A 16197-nucleotide genomic window follows, 5' to 3' on the forward strand; every position below is an offset into this window, starting at 1 on the left:
AGCAGGACTCAACGTCCAGGAACGATCAGTGCTCACCTGCCGGCCGGCTACCACCAGGAGTGTGCCGGATGACTCACTCCCAGAACTGATTAGGAGCGCGCGATGTCGGAAGGCATGTTCGAGTTCATGACCGACCAGCTCGAAGAGGAACGGCGAACTGAGGCCCCACCGCCTGCCGCTGCCCAGGAACCGAGCTCGGAACCGCAACCGACGGACGAGAGTCCGAAGGCGGAGAACGGGGAATCCGACCGGTCGCACTTGTGGGACCTGGGCAGCACCGACAGCTCGGACAGTTCTCGCGACGACTACTCGGTCTCGAGCAGTGATGACTCGAGCGGCGGCGGTTCGAGCCCGTTCAGTGCGATGGTCAGCGCCATCGCCGGCTGGTTCTCGGGCGCGGCTGCGGCGGCCGGCGACGACCTGGTCGAACCGAACCTCACGGACTTCTCGGACCCCGGCGTCCACGCGACCCCGCTGGGACGGGTGAAGGAGGCCGAACAGCGCGAGCAGCGCGACGCCGAGCTGCAGAAGATCGCCGCGTTCAACGAAGCCGAGAAGCGCAAGGACACCGAGTGGCGCAAGCAAGACGATCCGATCGAGGACAAGACGACCGCCCAGCCCATCGACGAGGCCGGGACCTCGCCGGGACAACCGGAGAATACCTGGGTCGAGGACGACCTGGTCGGCGGCGCGGCCTCACCCGCGGCGACGCCATCGGAGGAACCGGACAAGACCTGGGTCGAGGACGCACTGCAGATCGAAACCATCAGCAGGGCCAAGAACACCTACATGGACACCTTCCGGGAGGCGGTCACGGAAGTGGTCGCGTCGGCCAAGGAAGCGGTCCGGCAGGAGATCCAGGGCGTCCGGCAGACCGTCGAAGCCGCCAAGGACCAGTACACGAACCTGACGATGACGGTGCAAGAGGCCGAAGCGTTCCTGTCCGGCAAGGTCGAGGGGGTCGTCCAACAGCGGTTCGCGGCGCTCGACGACCCACACGTGCAGATAGACGACTTCATGCCGATCATGCTCAACATCAACAAGACCAGCGTGGCCCCCAAGGAAGCGGCCAAGACGGTCAAGGATGTGCTCTCCGGCGCGATCACGGCCAAGGACCTCGTGCTCGACCAGTTCAGCCCCTTCAAGTTCCTCGAGGACGTCACGAAGGACGAGGGCTGCACGGAGGCGCTCGTCGTGCTTTTCAGGAGCTACGACGAGAACAAGAGGGTCGAGACGATCGCCGATTTCGTCATCAACGCGCTGAAGGGCCTGGAGGACATGGTCGACATGCGCAGCCAGGTGGACTGATCGTTCTGCGTGCGGCTACAGGCCAGGCGGCACAATGGTGGGGTGACCGCCCCTTCGCTCGTCGAGCAGAGCGTGCTGCTGGAACCCGACGCCGTCCGCATCCTCGACCGCCGGGTCTTCCCGTTCCAGCGGACCTGGGTGACCTGCCGGACCTACGAGGAAGTCGCCGTGGCCATCGAGCAGATGGTCACCCAGAGCCTCGGGCCGTTGCACGCCGCGGCCGCGGCCATGGTGCTCGCCGCGCGGCAGTCCGCCCGCCCCGAGTTCCTGGCCGCCGCGGGTGCGCGGCTGATCGCGACGCGGCCCACCAACAACCACATCCGCGACGTGATCACCGAGTTGCTCGCCGGCCGGCACCCCGACGCCGCTTCGATGGAGCAGGCGGCGGCCGCGCTGATCGAGCGGCACCACGCGGGCTGGCGGCGGCTCGGCACGGCGGCCGCGGCCCTGCTGCACGACGGCGACACGATCCTCACCCACTGCTGGGCCGAGACCTACCTGACCGAGACCGTCGCGGCCGCGCAGCGGGACGGCAAGCGGATTCGCGCGCTGTGCACCGAGACCCGCCCGTACCTGCAGGGCGCGCGGTTGACCGCGGAGAGCCTCGCCGAGATGGGCGTGCCGACCGAGTTGATCACCGATGGCATGGCCGGGCACTTCCTGTCCGGTGGCGAGGTGTCGGCGTTCCTGTCCGGCGCGGACCGGGTGACCATGGACGGGCACGTGGTCAACAAGGTCGGCACCCTGCCGATCGCGGTGTGCGCGCACGCGTTCGGCGTGCCGTTCTACCCGCTGGTGTCCGGCCCGGACCCGCAGTCGCCGACCGCCGCGTCGGTGCCGATCGAGGAACGCGACGGGGACGAGGTCCTGCACTGCCTCGGCACCCGCACGGCGTCGACGCTGGTGACTGGGCGGTACCCGGCGTTCGACGTGACGCCGCCGCGGTTCGTCAGCGCGGTCGTGACCGATCGCGGTGTGTTCGCACCGTACGACCTCGCGTCCTATGTGGACAGCAGCGCGCGCAACGCGGACGCGGCGCGCCAGGCGTCCTCGAAGCTGACGTAGAGCGGCTGGAAACCGAACCGGGCGATGTCCGGGGTGCGGAAGTCACCCAGGATGTCCTGCTCCGCGAGCCTGGCGATCAGGTCCTTCGCGTCGGGGTGGCGCAGGGACACCTGGTTGCCGCGGGTGGCCGGATCCGGCGCGAGGACGGTGACCGGCAGGTCTTCGACGCAGTCCACGAAGAACTGGGTGAGCTGCTGGGCCTTGGCCCGAGCATCCACAATGGACGTCTGGTCCCAGATGTCGAGGGCCGCGTCCAGGGCGAGCATCGACAGCATGTCCGGGGTGCCGGCCCGCGCGCGGGCGACGCCTTCGGCGGCCTGGTAGTCCTCGGTCATCGCGAACGGGTCGGCGTGCCCGGTCCAGCCGGTCAGCGGCTGGTCGTAGTCGGCCTGCAACGCCGAGGCCACGTAGACGAAAGCGGGTGCGCCAGGTCCACCGCTGAGGAACTTGTAGGTGCAGCCGACGGCCAGGTCGACCGCGTGTGCGTCCAGCTCGACCGGCAGCGCGCCGACGCTGTGGCAGAGGTCCCAGAGGATCACCGCGCCCGCGTCGTGGGCCTGCTCGGTGATCGCGGCGAAGTCGGCTATGACCCCAGTGCGGTAGTCGACGTGCCCGGCGAGGACCAAGGCAGTGCGTTCGGTGATCTCCGTCGTGATCGGACTGTCCATCATGCGTGCGGCCGACACGGCGATGTAGCGGTCGGTCGGGAACGCGTCGCCGAGCACGGCCAGCTCGGATCGGCCCCGGCCGGCGCCGATCCGCAGCCCGGCGATGATCGACTTGAAGAGGTTCACCGTGGTCGAGTCCCCGACCACGACCTGGCCGGGCGCGGCGCCGACCAGCGGCGCGATCCGCTCACCGACGCGGACCGGCGCGTCCCACCAATGCTCCGGCCACGCCCGGATCAGCCGGCCCGCCCACTGCCCGGACACCACCTCGGCCAGCCGGCCGGGGATCGAGCGCAGCGGCGCGCCCAGGGAATTTCCGTCCAGGTAGACCGTCCCGGAAGGAATGTCGTACTGCCCGCGCAGTTCGCCGAGCGGGTCGGATCGGTCGAGGTCACGGGCACGCTGCAACGACATCACAACCGATCACGATAGGGCCTGACGGCACTGCCACCGCACCGGTGCGGCTGGCTAGCCTTTGCCAATTCCGCGGGAAGGGGACCCACGTGATGCCGGTCGATCGCGGTCGGGCCGCCCAGCGGCCGGCGCACGTCCGTCCGCAGATGCGGCCGGGACCCGCCGAGCCGGTGGCCGACGAGTGCACCCGAGCCCGCTTCGAACGCGTTCTGACCACGCTGTGCACCAACGCCCGGGGCGACGTCCACCTGGACCTGGCCGAGCTGACGTCCTTCGACGACACCGACCCGGTGGACACGGCCGCCGTGGCGGCGCTGGTCCGGGCGGCCGAGTTGCTGACCGCCCCGGCCCGGCTCGTGCTGCACAACCCGCCGGCCGCCGTGGTCCGGGTCCTCGAGCTGACGTGGCCCGACCACCAAGCCCGCGGCATCGTCTTCGACTGAGCTGACCGGGCCGACCGGGCTGACCGAGCCGACTGGGCCACCTGGACCGACCGAACTGGCCGAGCGGACCGGGCCGCGGGCGCCGTTCGGTCAGGCCGGTGCGGAGGCCATGTTCGGGCCGTGGCCCGGGGAGTACCAGCCCCACTGGGTTTCCTCGCCGCGGATGATCGTCGGGGCGACGCCGTCCACGTAGGGGTCCACCGCGAGCAACTGGCCCCACTTGCGGTCCGGTTGGCCCTGCAGGAACGTCGGGATCTCCGGCTCGTGGCCCAGTTCCTCCATGATGCCTGCCGGTCCACCGGCCCGCGCCGACGACCACTGGCCGCCCGGGAGGATCGGGTCGGAGGTGATCCGGTACTGCGGCACGTCGGTGATGCCGTCGTGGACCTTCACCGGGTTCAGGCACGGGAACACGAACGGGACCGGCCAGTCCATCAGCACCGGCGCGTCGCCGACCTGTTGGGTCAGGGTGGTCAGGACCGGCGACCGCGGCGCGGTGATCGCGATCCAGCCCTCGTCGTGCAGGTCGTAGTCGGAGACCACGATGCGCACGGAGTCGATCGCGTCGGGCAGCTGGCCCGCGAGGTCGATGCGGCTGTCGGACCACGGGTCGTCGCTGGTCGTCGGGTGCGGCAGCGGCATGGTCAGCGTCTTGGTGACCTTCATGCCCTTCGGCGTGTGCACGCCGAACTCCGCGGTGATGGTCACCGCGAGCGAGTCACCGAGCTTGGCGTCGCGAGCCGCGGCCACGACCAGCTGGCGGGTCTTGTCCGCGGCGGTCAGGTCGTACCAGGCGGTGCGCAGCTTGCCGGTCGGACCGGCAGGATCGTGGTAGCTGCTCCACATCGGCACCGCGCGCCGGGTGAACGCGTGCGGCGGCTCGTCGATGGCGTCGTCGTCGCTGACCGGCATGGTGTGGAAGCCGACCTGCACCTGGTCGTTGCCGTAGAGCTTGTCCGGCGGCAGACCGGGGCCGGGGCGCTGCGGCGGCAGCGGCACGGTGTGCTGCTGCGCCGAGGGCAGCGGGGTCAGGATGCTGTCCGCCGGTTCGCGCTCGACCATCACCGAGTCGGACAGGTTGCAGCCGCTGGCCACCACGCTCTTCGCGTTGGCGGCACCGAGGCTGTAGGAGTCGTTGTGCTTCTGCACCACGATGGCCGTGGCCATGCTGCTGAACTCGAACACGACCATCGCACCGCAGATCACCGTCAGCGGCGCGGCGGCCATCCGCAGGGCACGGCTGCGCCGTTCGACCCGGGGCGGTGGTGCACCCGGGCGCTCCGAGCGCACGTTCTCCACGATCGCGACCACCATCGCCACCAGGGCGCCCATCACCAGGAAGGAGCTCCACGGCAGCCCGGCGATCGACGGCGACCGGTCGTACCAGGGCACGCCGAACGACGAGACGTACCAGTAGGCGTTCGGTCCGGTGAACGCGATCGCGGCGACCACCAGCAACGCGGCCACGAACGCCGACCGGTTGCGCCGCGAGCGCAGCACGGTGCCACTGGTCGTCAACGCCGTCAGCGCCGCGAGCGCCGCACCCAGCGGTGCGTACGAGCCGAAGTGGTGGGTCCACTTCGTCGGTGTCAGGGCCATCAGCGGGAACGTCACCGCGACGGTCGCGATCAGCCTGCGGCTCGGCCCGAGCGCGGCGCCGGGAATCCGCCCGCGCCGCAACAGGAACACCATGCACGTGACCGTGCAGAGGATCAGCAGCAGCACCGGGAAGCGCCGGGCCACCGAGCCGTCGGGGGTGTTGGAGAAGAGCAGTTGGTACCGGGCCGGTTCGGCGAACCACGACAGGTTCGGGCCGACGGCCGAGCGCAGCCGCGTCGCCTCCTGCACGCCCGCCAGCGTCTGGTCGGCGAACACGATGACCAGCACGAAGAACCCGGCGCCCATCATCGGCCCGAGCACCCGCTGCCAGCCGTCGGCACGGGCGCGCTGGCGCACCAGCCGCCACAGCGGCCGCGCGGCCACGAGGAACGGTGCGATCGCGATCAACCCGGTCGGGGTCGCGGCGAGGGTGAGCGCGGCGGCCAGCAGGCCAAGGCAGAGCGGCAGCATCCGGCGGGTCACCAGGGCGCGCTCGACGGCGCACAGCGCGAGCAGCGAGCCGACCGCGGCGACCGGCTCCGGGCGCAGGCCATTGTTGTAGGGCAGCCACCACACGAGCAGCACGGCGGCGGCGGCCCAGCCGGCGGCCGTGCTGCGCCGGACCTGCGTACCCAGGCGCGGCATGACCTCGCGGCTGATCAACAGCCAGCTCACCACGCCGAGGAAGAACGCGGGCAGCCGCATCCACACCGGCGACGAGCTGACGTGCGTCATCGCCTGGAACAGGTGGTAGTACCAGCCGAAGGGCGCTTCGGCCACACCCAGCCACCGGTAGTAGTTGGTCAGGTAACCGGCCGTGTCCTCGACCCTGGCCATCGTGAAGATGTAGCCGTCGTCGGAGGTCACCGGACCCATCACGGTCCACGCGCCGAGCACCGCGACCACCGTCACGTCCCGCCAGGTTGGCCGCCACCAGCCGATCGGCGCCCAGCGCGGCGCCCGCCGCGCGTAGTTGGCGTCCATGCGGGACAACGCGAAGAGGCTGCCGATCAACGCCAGGACCGCGATGATGCTGACCCCGGTCTTGAGCAGCGTCGGGTACGACTCGTAGCGGGTGTCCGGCACGATCGACACCGAGAGCCCGTCGATCGGGTCACCGGGGGCGACCCCGGAGTAGATGCCGATGATCCGCGGCCGCACGTCGGCCTGCTTCTTCACCACCGCGGCGCCGCCGACCGTCACCACGGTGTGGTCGTAGGTCGACGAGACGTGGATGTCGCACCGGTTCGCGGGCAGCAGCAGGTCGGCGACCTGCTCGCCCCGGTTGACCACGCGCAGCCGGTTGTTCTCGACGTCGACCTGCATGCCCGCGCCGTACACGGTGCGCTCCGTCGGCACCGTCGCGAACAGCAGGGAGCGTTCGCCGCTGTGGGCGTCGATGGCGTGCACGGTGGCGCACGGCACCGTCACCTCGAGGTCCTGCGCCCAGTAGGCGGTCAGCGGTGCGTTGACCGGGCGCACGTCACCGGCGTTGGGCCAGACGATGCGGGAGGTCTGCTGCACCACGGGCAGCAGAGGCACGGCGATCGCGCAGATCGCCGACAACAGGCCGAGCAGGCCCGCGAGCATCGCGATGCGGGCCGTGCGCGGCGACCGGACCGACGGGCCGTCGAACTGGTCGCCGTGCCCAGTTTCAGCGTCGGTGACCGGATCAATTGGGCTGGTCGGAGCGGTCATCGGGCGTAACGCTACCGCCCGGCTCCGGGCCCGTTACCGAGGGTCGCCCTATTTACTCGAAGATCACAACCGAGCGCAGGACCTCGCCTTTGTGCATCTTCTCGAAGGCCGCTTCGACGTCGCCGACGCCGATCGTCTCGGAGACGAACGCGTCCAGGTCAAGGCGGCCTTGGCGGTACAAGTCGACCAGGTAGGGGAAGTCGCGCGAAGGCAGGCAGTCCCCGTACCACGACGACTTGAGGGCGCCGCCGCGCGAGAACAGGTCGATCATCGGCAGTTCGACGGTGAGTTCCGGGGTCGGGACGCCGACCAGTACGACGGTGCCCGCGAGGTCGCGTGCGTAGAACGCCTGCGTCCAGGTCTCCGGGCGGCCGACCGCCTCGATCACCACGTCGGCGCCGTTGCCGCCGGTGAGCTCACGGACCGCCTCGACGACGTCGACCTCGTTGGCGTTGACCGTGTGCGTGGCGCCGATTCCCTTGGCCAACTCCAGTTTCCGGTCCGCGACGTCGATCGCGATGATCGTGCTCGCGCCCGCGAGCTTGGCGCCCGCGATGGCCGCGTCGCCGACGCCGCCGCAGCCGATCACCGCGACGCTGTCGCCCCGGGTGACCCCGCCGGTGTTGATCGCCGCGCCGATGCCGGCCATCACGCCGCAGCCGAGCAGGCCGGCGGCCGCGGGCGAGGCCTCGGGGTCCACTTTGGTGCACTGGCCGGCGGCCACGAGGGTCTTCTCGGCGAACGCGCCGATGCCCAGCGCGGGCGAGAGCACGGTGCCGTCGGGCAGGGTCATCGGCTGGGTGGCGTTGTGCGTGTCGAAGCAGTACCAGGGCTTTCCCTTGGCGCAGGCGCGACACTTGCCGCAGACCGCGCGCCAGTTGAGGATCACGAAGTCCCCGGGCGCGACGTCGTCCACGCCCTCGCCAACCGACTCGACGATGCCCGCGGCCTCGTGGCCGAGCAGGTACGGGAAGTCGTCGCCGATCCCGCCGTCGCGGTAGTGCAGGTCGGTGTGGCAGACCCCGCAGGACTGGACGCGGACCAGCGCCTCGCCCGGGCCGGGATCGGGGACGAGGATCGTCGTCAACTCGACGGGCTCGCCCTTGGCGCGGGCGACGACTGCCTGGACTTCGTGGACCATGGCCATGATCGTGGCCGACGAGGCCCGCATGCGCCAGACTTCGGCCATGACAAACCACGAGCCGTCCCCGGACGACGTGGCCCACGGCGCCACGCCCGGCAACCTGCCCGAGCGCACGCTGGTCGCCGTCTTCGACTCCCCCGTCGCCGGGTTCCTCGTCCGTTATGCCGCCGACGCCCACTTCACGACCGTGGTGGTCGATCCGGCGCAGGGCAAGCCGATGCCGGCCGACCTCGACGACACCACCGACGTCGTCGTCACCGACCACCACCGCCCCGAACTCGGCGAGGTGCTGCGCGACGCGCTGGCCACCAAGGCGCGCTGGATCGGGGTGATGGGCAAGGCCTCGGTCGATTCGCCGCACGTGCCCGCGTTGCGTGCGCTCGGCGTGCCCGAGGACGAGATCGCCCGCGTGCACCGGCCGATCGGGCTCAACATCGGTTCGCGCCTGCCCGCGGAGATCGCCATCGCCACGCTCGCCGGACTGCTGGCCGACCGCAACGGCAAGCCGGGCGGGTTCGCGTTCTGATGCGTTCCGAACGGGAGGACCTGCTCGAATTCTCCGACTACGCCTGGAACCGGCTGCGTGAACGCGTCGACGGCATGACCGACGACGAGTACTTCTGGGAACCGGGCGTCACCACGATGGTCTGGCGGATCACGCACGTGCGAGACATGCTCGCCGAGGAACGCAACTTCACCTGGCTCGGCGTGCCAGTGCCGGCCGATCGGCCGACCGGCTCACCGACCTCGGCGGCCGACGCTCTGGCGGAACTGGCTGAGGCGTATGCGTTGTGGCGCAAGGCATTGGCCGACACCGGCGACTTGTCGGCGCCGATCGGCCGGATCGCCGGGCCGTTCGGAGATTCGACGCGGCGCGCCTTCGTGCACCACATTCTCGACGAACTCATCCACCACGGCGCGGAGATCGCCCTATTGCGCGACCTCTACGAGGCGGGCCAGTAAATCTTGGCCATCGGCTTCTCCGGCTGCTTCGGCTTCTCCGACTGGGCCGCTCGCGCCCGCCGGCGCGGACTGGCCACAAGCCGGCACAGCAGCCGATCGACGACCACCAAGCCGGCCAGCACCGCGGCCACCCCGAACGTGCCGAAGGCATGACGCAGTTCGTTGTTGTACAGGAGACTGTTGGCGAACGAGATCGTCCAGAGGTGCACCCGGTCCCGCGCTGTGCGCTTGGCGGAGCTGCCACGGATCAACCTGCGCATGGTCATGACCGGGATCGCGACGAAAGTCAGGCTGAGGCGTTGCAGCAGCAGCTGGTGCCAGGGTGCGCCTTGCTCGCGGAGGTCGGCCAGCCACGCGCGCCGCTCCTCCTGTTCTTCCTCCCTGGTCAGCCCGGGAGGTGTCGGCCGAACCATCTTCTCCGGCCAGAGAAGCGCGAGCACCAAGACCGGCGTACCCACGATCATCCAGAGGGCGCCCACGACCTCCCAGAAGTCGTGACCGACTCTGTTCCCGTTGACCAGGTCACTGATGGTCTCGACCACAATCGGGATGAAATGGACGACGGTCGTCAGCACGGCGGCGAGAACAATCGCCGCCGTCCAGAAGTGCCCGGCGGTGGTCCCGCGGACCGGTCGCTTCGGCATGTCAAGCCGCACCTTGCTGAGCCTTGCGCCGTTCACGGCGGCCGATGATCAAGCAGGCGACCAGGTCGACGAGCAGGACGGCGGCCAGAGTGCCCACTACCGACCACGGGTCGGGGAAGCCGTCCCGGATGGCGAACGTCACCATGACCGCGATCACGGTGATCGCGAAGGAGTGCACGCGCCGCCTTGGTGTCCAGGGGACCGTGTGGGATCGCAATCCCCTGCGCACAGCCATGACCGGAGCCGCGACGAAAGTCAGGCTGAGACGTTGCACCAAGCGCTGATGCCATGGTGCGCCCTGCTCGCGGAGGTCAGCCAGCCACGCGCGCCGCTCCTCCAGCTCGTCCTCCCGGGTCGGCGGTCGGGAGACCTTCGCTCTGCGGGAATCGAGGATCGCCACCACGGAGAGCAGCACCATGGCGAGCACTCCGACGACCGCCACCAGCGCGAGCACGACCTCGCCGACGCCATGGCCGGCGCCCAGGTCACCGACCGTGTCGATGACCTGCGACAACGAGTTGACGACCAACATGATGACGCACATCACCGCCGCGTCGAAGATGAGGTAGCCCCAGCCTGGGGTTTCACGTCTCTTCACGACTGTGCCGTCCTCGGGCGCAGGGCCGCGCGGGCGCCGGACGCGCTCGCGGCGGCGACGGCTCGGCGGGCGGCGAGTTCACCGTCCTTGGTCAGGCGGTGGTAGCGGCGGCGCGGCCGCCCCTGGTCCTCGTGGTCTTCGGGGTCTTCCCACGCGCTCGTGGTCCAGCCCGCCTCCTGCAGCCGCGCCAGGATCGGGTGCAAGGTGCCCGTCTTGAGGCCCGTCGCGCGGGCGATGGCCAGGCCGTAGTGCGCCTGGTCCGGTTCCTCGATCATGACCGACAGCACCGCCACGGTCTGCGGTGTCATCCTGAGCTTTCCCACTGCCACGCGCCGAACTCTACCTAGGTAGAGCCGCTATGTCTACCTAGGTAGTGTGCGTGTCCGCGCTGCGGAAGTCGGTGTACTGGTACGGGTTGTCGAGGACCTTGGCATCGGGGACGTCCGGGTGCATGCCCTGCTGCCACGCCTCCTCGCCCATCTCGGCACGCAGGTAGGACACCGTGTCCTCGACGGCGCGGCGGGCGGCGGCCAGGTCGGCGTCGACCAGCCGGTGCTCGTGTTTCACCACGCGCCCGTTCACCAGGACCGTGTGCACGTCGCCGCGCTGGGCCTGGAAAACCACGTGCCCATAAGGGTTCAGCACGGGGAACGACACCGGGGACGCGTCGTTCTTGATCAGCACGACGTCCGCCTTGGCCCCTGGCTCCAGCCGGCCGAGGTCGGCGTCGCGGCCGATGGCGTGCGCGCCGCCGCGGGTGGCCCAGTGCACGACCTGCTCGGCCCGCAGGCCCGCGTGCGTGACGGTGTCGCCCTTGGCGTGCGCCTCAAGGTGTTCGCGCGAGCGGTCGGCGCCGAGCGTGGAACGCATCGCGGAGAACAGGTCACCACTCCACCAGACGCTGGTGTCCATGGACAGCGACACCGGGATGTCGTGCGCGCGCACGGCCCAGGTGGGCGGGTAGCCCTGCCCGGCGCTCTGCTCGCTCTCGGTCGACACCGAGATCGAACCGCCGGTCGCCGCGATCCGCTGGTAGGAGTCCGTGGACAGCGACGCCGCGTGCACGTAGACGGTCTCGGGGGTCATGAACCCGTTGTCGTACATGAGTTTGATGCTCGCGTCGCTCGTCGCGCCCCAGACGCCCGCGTGCGTGGTGACCGCGACGCCCAGCTCGCGCGCGACCTCGAAGGCGGCCTTCTCGGGGAACTCCGGGTCGCCGGTCACGTCGAACGCCAGCTGGAAGCCGAGCAGATCGTCGCCGGTGATCCGCCTGCGCACGAAGTCGCGGAACTCCGGCGCCGCTGTCCATTCGGCAGGCGACTGCTGGATGTTGCCGTAGGCCAGCACGAACCGGCCGGGCACCGACTGCAACGCGTCGACCGCGGCGTCGCCGTGCTCGGAGGTCTGCAGGCCGTGCGACCAGTCGACGACCGTGGTGACGCCCGCGTCCAGCGCCTCCCACGCGGCGAGCACGTTGCCCGCGTGGATGTCCCGCGGCCGGAACCGCTTGCCGTGTTCGAGGTAGTACCAGACGAAGTACTGGGTCAGCGTCCAGTCGGCGCCGTAGCCACGCATCGCGGTCTGCCACATGTGCCGGTGCGTGTCGATCAGACCGGGCAGGACGATGCCGCCGGTCGCGTCGATCTCGGCGGCGCCGTCGGGTGCGGGCAGGTTCGGACCCACGGCACTGATCTTGTCCTCGACCACCAGCACGTCGGTGTCGGCGAGCACGGGGTGCCCGTCGGTCATCGGGAGCACCGTCCCGTGGCGCAAGACCACCGGCCCACCGGGCTCGATCCGCTCCATCGCCGACCTCCTGCATTTCGGACGCTCGTCCGCTGTGCGGTCGTTGCTACTCTGATCAGCCACCGGCCGGATGTCAATGGACCACCGGCCCCGATCGGCCAGGAGTGACGATGCCCCGGGACGGCGCGGGACCCGACTTCATCGAGGCGCTCGCCCGCGGCCTCGAGGTGATCACCGCGTTCACGCCCGGACGGCCGGTGATGACGCTGGCCGAGGTGGCCGGCGCGACCGGGCTGGCCCGGCCGACCGCGCGGAGGATCCTGCTCACCCTGGCCGAGCTCGGCTACGTGCGCACCGACGGCACCGGCTACGCCCTGACACCACGGGTGCTCGACCTCGGCGTCGCCTATGTGCGCTCGCAGGGCTTGTGGGAGGTGGCGCGCCCGTACATGGAGAGGCTTTCCGCCCGCACGAACGAGTCGTGCTCGATCGCGCAGCTCGACGGGTCCGACATCGTCTACGTCGCGCGGGTCGCGGTACCCAAGATCGTCGCGCTCGCCGTCCAGATCGGCACGCGTTTCCCCGCCCTGCAGACGTCGCTGGGCAAGGTGCTGCTCGCCGCGATGTCCTCCGCCGAGGTGGACGCCGTGCTGGCGCAGCCGACCCGGTCCGGGCTCGAACCACGCTGGCGGCCCGACAAGGCCGAGCGCGACGCCGAACTGCGCGAGGTGCGGGCCCGTGGCTGGGCGCTCACCGACCAGCAGCTGGCGCTGGGCATCCGCTCGGTGGCCGCACCGATCCGCGACGGCGACGGCACGGTGATCGCCGCGCTCAACGTCAACACCCACGCCGCCGAGACGACGACCGAACACCTCGTCGAGCACCACCTGCCGTTGCTCCTGCAGGCCGCGGGCGACATCAGCGCCGACTTCGCCCGGCTGACGACGGTGCCGCACACGACCCGCGCGTCCTGACCTTCCGCACGACGCCGCCGCGTGCCACACTCGATCGGCGGACAGATGTCCGCATCACGGACGAAGGCGAGGGCGTATGACCGAACAGCAGCCCACCGGGCCACTCGGCGGGCTGCTCGTGGCCGACTTCTCCCGCATCCTCGCCGGTCCGTACGCGACCATGCTGCTCGCCGACCTCGGCGCCGACGTGATCAAGGTCGAGGGCCCGCGCGGCGACGACACCCGCACCTGGATGCCGCCGGTGCGCGACGGCGAGTCCACGTACTACCTGGGCATCAACCGCGGCAAGCGGTCGGTCCAGCTGGACCTCGGCGACGAGCACGACCTGCGGCTGGCCCGCGAGCTCGCCCGCCGTGCCGACGTGCTGCTGGAGAACTTCCGGCCCGGCGGCCTGGATCGCTACGGCCTGGACTACGACTCGGTACGTGCGGCCAACGAGGGCATCATCTACGCCTCGATCAGCGGCTTCGGCACCGGTGCGGGCGCCAAGGTGCCCGGCTACGACCTGATGGTCCAGGCCATGTCCGGGCTGATGAGCCTCACCGGCGACCCGGACGGCCCGCCGTACCGCGCGGGCATCTCGGTGTTCGACGTGATGGCCGGGAACCACGTGCTGATCGGCATTCTGGCCGCCTTGCGCCACCGCGACCGGACCGGCCGCGGGCAACGCGTCGAGGTGAACCTGCTGTCCTCGGCCTTGAGCGGCCTGGTGAACCACAGCTCCGCCTACGCCGCGGGCGGGGTCGTGCCGTACCGGATGGGCAACGCCCACCCGAGCGTCTTCCCCTACGAGCCGCTGCCGACCGCCGACAACGACATCATCATCGCGGCCGCCAACGACGGGCAGTTCCGCAAGCTCTGCGACGTGCTCGGCATTCCCGAGATCGGCACCGACCCGCGCTTCGCCCGCAACGCCGACCGCACCGAGCGCCGCGACGAGCTGCGCCCGATCCTCACCGAACAGCTGGCCAAGCGCGGCGCGGTCGAGTGGTTCGAGCTGCTGGTCGACGCCGGCGTGCCGAGCGGGCCGATCAACACCATCGACGGCGGCTTCGCGATGGCCGAACGCTTCGAGCTGGACCCGATCGTCGATGTCGGCGCGGGTGACCGCGTGATCCCCACGACCCGCAACCCGATCCGGTTCTCCGAGACACCCGTGTCCTACCGGCTGGCGCCGCCACGACCCGACGAGCACGGCGCGGAACTGCGGGCCTGGCTGGAGGACGAGGATGCCACAGATGCCTGAGTACCCGACGGCGCTGGGTGCGTCCACACCGGACAAGATCACGCTGCTGGGCGTGGACCTGGCCGAGGACGTGATGGGCGAGGTCGGCTTCGGCGAGCTGGCCTTCTGGCTGGCCACGCAGCGACGCCCGAGCCCCGGCGAGACAAGGGTGTTCGAGGCCGTGCTGGCCGCACTGGCCGACCACGGGTTCACCCCGACCGCGATCACCGCGCGGCTGACCTACCTGAGCGCGCCGGACTCCGTGCAAGGGGCGCTGGCCGCGGGCCTGCTCGGCGGCGGCTCGCGGTTCCTCGGCGTCACCGAGGACGCGGGCCGGTTCCTCCACGAGGTCCTGCGCGCCACCCAGCTCCCGCTCGACGCGGCAGGCTGGGACGCCCTCGCGCTCAAAACCGTGCGGGCCCAACGGGAAGCCGGGAAGTTCGTCCCGGGTCTGGGCCACCACGTGCACAAGCAAGGCGACCCGCGCACCCCGCGGCTGTTCCAGATCGCCCGTGAGGAGGACTGCTTCGGCCCGCACCTGGAGTTGTTCGCGGCGATCGGCCGCGTGCACCCGCAGGTGCTCGGCAAGACACTCCCGCTCAACGGCGCCGGGGTGTGCGGTGCCGCGCTCGCCGACCTCGGCCTGCCCATGGAGTTGTTGCGTGGCTTCGCGTTGCTTGCCCGCACGGCCGGGCTGATCGGCCAGCTCGCCGAGGAGCTGCGCCACCCGCTGGCCAACCAGATCTTCCTGTCGGTGGACCAGAACAACGTCTCCGTTCCCCCAGACCCCGCCGGAGGCACAGATGGCTGAAGTGGTCGCGGTGATCGCGTCGACCCACCACCCCTTCTACTACCGGGCGAGCACGTCCACCGGCGCGGACCGGCCACCGTTCGCCGACGAGTGGGTGCGCAAGGTCGAGGCGTTCCGCGAGACCCTGACCAAGGCGAACCCGGACGTGCTGGTGATGGTCGGCTCCGATCACTTCCACCAGTTGTGGCTGGACAACATGCCGCAGTTCCTGATCGGCAAGGCGCCGTTCTACGACGCCAACTGGTACAACGAGGAACGCGAGTTCGGCCTGCCTCGCATGACCGTGCGCGGGCAGGAGGACCTGTCCGCGTACGTGCTGCGTGAGGGGCTCGACGCGGGCTTCGACCTGGCGTTCTCCAACGAGCTGCGGATCGACCACTCGATCACCTGCCCGATCATCACCCTGCGCCCGCAGAACGACCTGCCGATCGTGCCGGTCTACACCAACATCTTCGCTCCCCCGCTGCCGCAACCCAAGCGCTTCGTCCAACTGGGACAGACGATCCGCGAGCTGGTCGAGTCGTGGCCCTCGCAGCAGCGGGTGGCGATCATCGGCACCGGCCACCTGTCGCTGGAACTCGGCGGGCCGCGCCAGTTCGGCCCGCACGGCCCCGACCCGGAGTTCGACCGGCGGGCCGTGGAGTGGATCGCCACCGGCGACCTGGACGGGTGCCTGCGCGAGGTGACGCTGGACAGCCTGCACGCGCCCGGCAACGCCACCCACGGCTTCATGGACTTCATGCTGATGATGGGGGTGGCCGGGGAGGGCCGCAAGGCCGACTACGTGGACACCTACGACCTCTTCCACACCATGGAGGCCTACTTCACCTGGTACCCGAACGGCGGTGCACCGTGAGCGAGCTTGCGAGCGAACCAAGGACACTGCGAGCCGGCGAA

16 protein-coding genes are annotated in these 16197 nt (G+C 70.3%); 9 read left to right on the forward strand and 7 right to left on the reverse strand.

Features of this window, described 5'->3' with window-relative positions:
- Positions 1 to 102: 102 nt before the first annotated feature.
- Positions 103 to 1308: a hypothetical protein gene (locus tag EV186_RS09620; protein WP_133848894.1), complete on the forward strand. Its 1206-nt coding sequence runs from the start codon at positions 103 to 105 to the stop codon at positions 1306 to 1308.
- A gap of 42 nt (positions 1309 to 1350) precedes the next feature.
- Positions 1351 to 2373 (forward strand): s-methyl-5-thioribose-1-phosphate isomerase, encoded by a 1023-nt coding sequence (locus EV186_RS09625; RefSeq protein WP_133848895.1) that lies wholly within the window; start codon positions 1351 to 1353, stop codon positions 2371 to 2373.
- On the opposite strand, the gene EV186_RS09630 is transcribed toward EV186_RS09625, so the two are convergent.
- Entirely contained in the window at positions 2310 to 3455 is a 1146-nt protein-coding gene (locus tag EV186_RS09630; protein WP_133850157.1) for a kynureninase, read from the reverse strand. The two genes, EV186_RS09625 and EV186_RS09630, sit on opposite strands and share 64 nt — an antisense overlap.
- A 92-nt stretch (positions 3456 to 3547) precedes the next feature.
- On the opposite strand from EV186_RS09630, the gene EV186_RS09635 reads away from it, so the two are divergent.
- Positions 3548 to 3898, forward strand: coding sequence for a hypothetical protein (locus EV186_RS09635; RefSeq protein WP_133848896.1), 351 nt, complete (start codon positions 3548 to 3550; stop codon positions 3896 to 3898).
- A gap of 90 nt (positions 3899 to 3988) precedes the next feature.
- Here EV186_RS09635 and EV186_RS09640 read toward each other — a convergent pair whose 3' ends face one another.
- Together EV186_RS09640 and EV186_RS09645 are read right to left on the reverse strand one after the other, a co-directional pair.
- Positions 3989 to 7195, reverse strand: a complete 3207-nt coding sequence (locus EV186_RS09640; protein ID WP_341814464.1) for an arabinosyltransferase domain-containing protein — start codon at positions 7193 to 7195, stop codon at positions 3989 to 3991.
- A gap of 52 nt (positions 7196 to 7247) precedes the next feature.
- Positions 7248 to 8336 carry an S-(hydroxymethyl)mycothiol dehydrogenase gene (locus EV186_RS09645; protein ID WP_133850159.1) on the reverse strand — a complete coding sequence of 363 codons (1089 nt, stop codon included), beginning with the start codon at positions 8334 to 8336 and terminating at the stop codon, positions 7248 to 7250.
- Positions 8337 to 8382: 46 nt separating this feature from the next.
- Here EV186_RS09645 and EV186_RS09650 point away from each other — a divergent pair, with 46 nt between their 5' ends.
- Both EV186_RS09650 and EV186_RS09655 read left to right on the forward strand, forming a co-directional pair.
- Entirely contained in the window at positions 8383 to 8865 is a 483-nt protein-coding gene (locus EV186_RS09650; RefSeq protein WP_133848897.1) for an XdhC family protein, read from the forward strand.
- Positions 8865 to 9302 carry a DinB family protein gene (locus EV186_RS09655; protein ID WP_133848898.1) on the forward strand — a complete coding sequence of 146 codons (438 nt, stop codon included), beginning with the start codon at positions 8865 to 8867 and terminating at the stop codon, positions 9300 to 9302. Before EV186_RS09650 ends, EV186_RS09655 begins: the two co-directional genes overlap by 1 nt.
- Here the strand turns inward: EV186_RS09655 and EV186_RS09660 are convergent.
- Genes EV186_RS09660 through EV186_RS09675 form a run of 4 tightly spaced genes read right to left on the reverse strand, consistent with a single transcriptional unit; the run spans position 9284 to position 12350 of the window.
- Positions 9284 to 9946: a hypothetical protein gene (locus EV186_RS09660; protein WP_133848899.1), complete on the reverse strand. Its 663-nt coding sequence runs from the start codon at positions 9944 to 9946 to the stop codon at positions 9284 to 9286. The two genes, EV186_RS09655 and EV186_RS09660, sit on opposite strands and share 19 nt — an antisense overlap.
- A 1-nt stretch (position 9947) precedes the next feature.
- Positions 9948 to 10544 (reverse strand): hypothetical protein, encoded by a 597-nt coding sequence (locus EV186_RS09665; RefSeq protein WP_133848900.1) that lies wholly within the window; start codon positions 10542 to 10544, stop codon positions 9948 to 9950.
- On the reverse strand, positions 10541 to 10873 hold the full coding sequence (locus EV186_RS09670) for a PadR family transcriptional regulator (protein WP_243753947.1): 333 nt from the start codon (positions 10871 to 10873) through the stop codon (positions 10541 to 10543). The genes EV186_RS09665 and EV186_RS09670 overlap by 4 nt, the downstream gene beginning before the upstream one ends.
- A 37-nt stretch (positions 10874 to 10910) precedes the next feature.
- On the reverse strand, positions 10911 to 12350 hold the full coding sequence (locus tag EV186_RS09675; protein ID WP_133848901.1) for an amidohydrolase family protein: 1440 nt from the start codon (positions 12348 to 12350) through the stop codon (positions 10911 to 10913).
- A gap of 110 nt (positions 12351 to 12460) precedes the next feature.
- On the opposite strand from EV186_RS09675, the gene EV186_RS09680 reads away from it, so the two are divergent.
- The 4 genes from EV186_RS09680 (at position 12461) to EV186_RS09695 (ending at position 16156) form a co-directional block, all read left to right on the forward strand.
- Complete coding sequence (locus EV186_RS09680; RefSeq protein ID WP_133848902.1) at positions 12461 to 13264, forward strand: IclR family transcriptional regulator domain-containing protein; 804 nt, start codon at positions 12461 to 12463, stop codon at positions 13262 to 13264.
- A gap of 76 nt (positions 13265 to 13340) precedes the next feature.
- A complete protein-coding gene (locus EV186_RS09685; protein WP_133848903.1) occupies positions 13341 to 14510 on the forward strand; it encodes a CaiB/BaiF CoA transferase family protein in 1170 nt (389 codons plus the stop codon).
- Complete coding sequence (locus EV186_RS09690; RefSeq protein WP_133848904.1) at positions 14503 to 15300, forward strand: citryl-CoA lyase; 798 nt, start codon at positions 14503 to 14505, stop codon at positions 15298 to 15300. The genes EV186_RS09685 and EV186_RS09690 overlap by 8 nt, the downstream gene beginning before the upstream one ends.
- Positions 15293 to 16156, forward strand: a complete 864-nt coding sequence (locus EV186_RS09695; protein ID WP_133848905.1) for a DODA-type extradiol aromatic ring-opening family dioxygenase — start codon at positions 15293 to 15295, stop codon at positions 16154 to 16156. Before EV186_RS09690 ends, EV186_RS09695 begins: the two co-directional genes overlap by 8 nt.
- Positions 16157 to 16197 lie beyond the last annotated feature (41 nt).

The organism is Labedaea rhizosphaerae (assembly GCF_004362825.1).
GTDB classification, from domain to species: Bacteria; Actinomycetota; Actinomycetes; order Mycobacteriales; family Pseudonocardiaceae; genus Labedaea; species Labedaea rhizosphaerae.

What these genes read in the sequence shown, in the direction of transcription:
- EV186_RS09660 (WP_133848899.1), bottom strand. Translation starts at nt 9,946, where the DNA reads ATGCCGAAGCGACCGGTCCGCGGGACCACCGCCGGGCACTTCTGGACG.
- EV186_RS09680 (WP_133848902.1), top strand. Translation starts at nt 12,461, where the DNA reads ATGCCCCGGGACGGCGCGGGACCCGACTTCATCGAGGCGCTCGCCCGC.
- EV186_RS09695 (WP_133848905.1), top strand. Translation starts at nt 15,293, where the DNA reads ATGGCTGAAGTGGTCGCGGTGATCGCGTCGACCCACCACCCCTTCTAC.
- EV186_RS09635 (WP_133848896.1), top strand. Translation starts at nt 3,548, where the DNA reads ATGCCGGTCGATCGCGGTCGGGCCGCCCAGCGGCCGGCGCACGTCCGT.
- EV186_RS09640 (WP_341814464.1), bottom strand. Translation starts at nt 7,195, where the DNA reads ATGACCGCTCCGACCAGCCCAATTGATCCGGTCACCGACGCTGAAACT.
- EV186_RS09650 (WP_133848897.1), top strand. Translation starts at nt 8,383, where the DNA reads ATGACAAACCACGAGCCGTCCCCGGACGACGTGGCCCACGGCGCCACG.
- EV186_RS09620 (WP_133848894.1), top strand. Translation starts at nt 103, where the DNA reads ATGTCGGAAGGCATGTTCGAGTTCATGACCGACCAGCTCGAAGAGGAA.
- EV186_RS09630 (WP_133850157.1), bottom strand. Translation starts at nt 3,455, where the DNA reads ATGTCGTTGCAGCGTGCCCGTGACCTCGACCGATCCGACCCGCTCGGC.
- EV186_RS09685 (WP_133848903.1), top strand. Translation starts at nt 13,341, where the DNA reads ATGACCGAACAGCAGCCCACCGGGCCACTCGGCGGGCTGCTCGTGGCC.
- EV186_RS09645 (WP_133850159.1), bottom strand. Translation starts at nt 8,336, where the DNA reads ATGGTCCACGAAGTCCAGGCAGTCGTCGCCCGCGCCAAGGGCGAGCCC.
- EV186_RS09655 (WP_133848898.1), top strand. Translation starts at nt 8,865, where the DNA reads ATGCGTTCCGAACGGGAGGACCTGCTCGAATTCTCCGACTACGCCTGG.
- EV186_RS09690 (WP_133848904.1), top strand. Translation starts at nt 14,503, where the DNA reads ATGCCTGAGTACCCGACGGCGCTGGGTGCGTCCACACCGGACAAGATC.
- EV186_RS09675 (WP_133848901.1), bottom strand. Translation starts at nt 12,350, where the DNA reads ATGGAGCGGATCGAGCCCGGTGGGCCGGTGGTCTTGCGCCACGGGACG.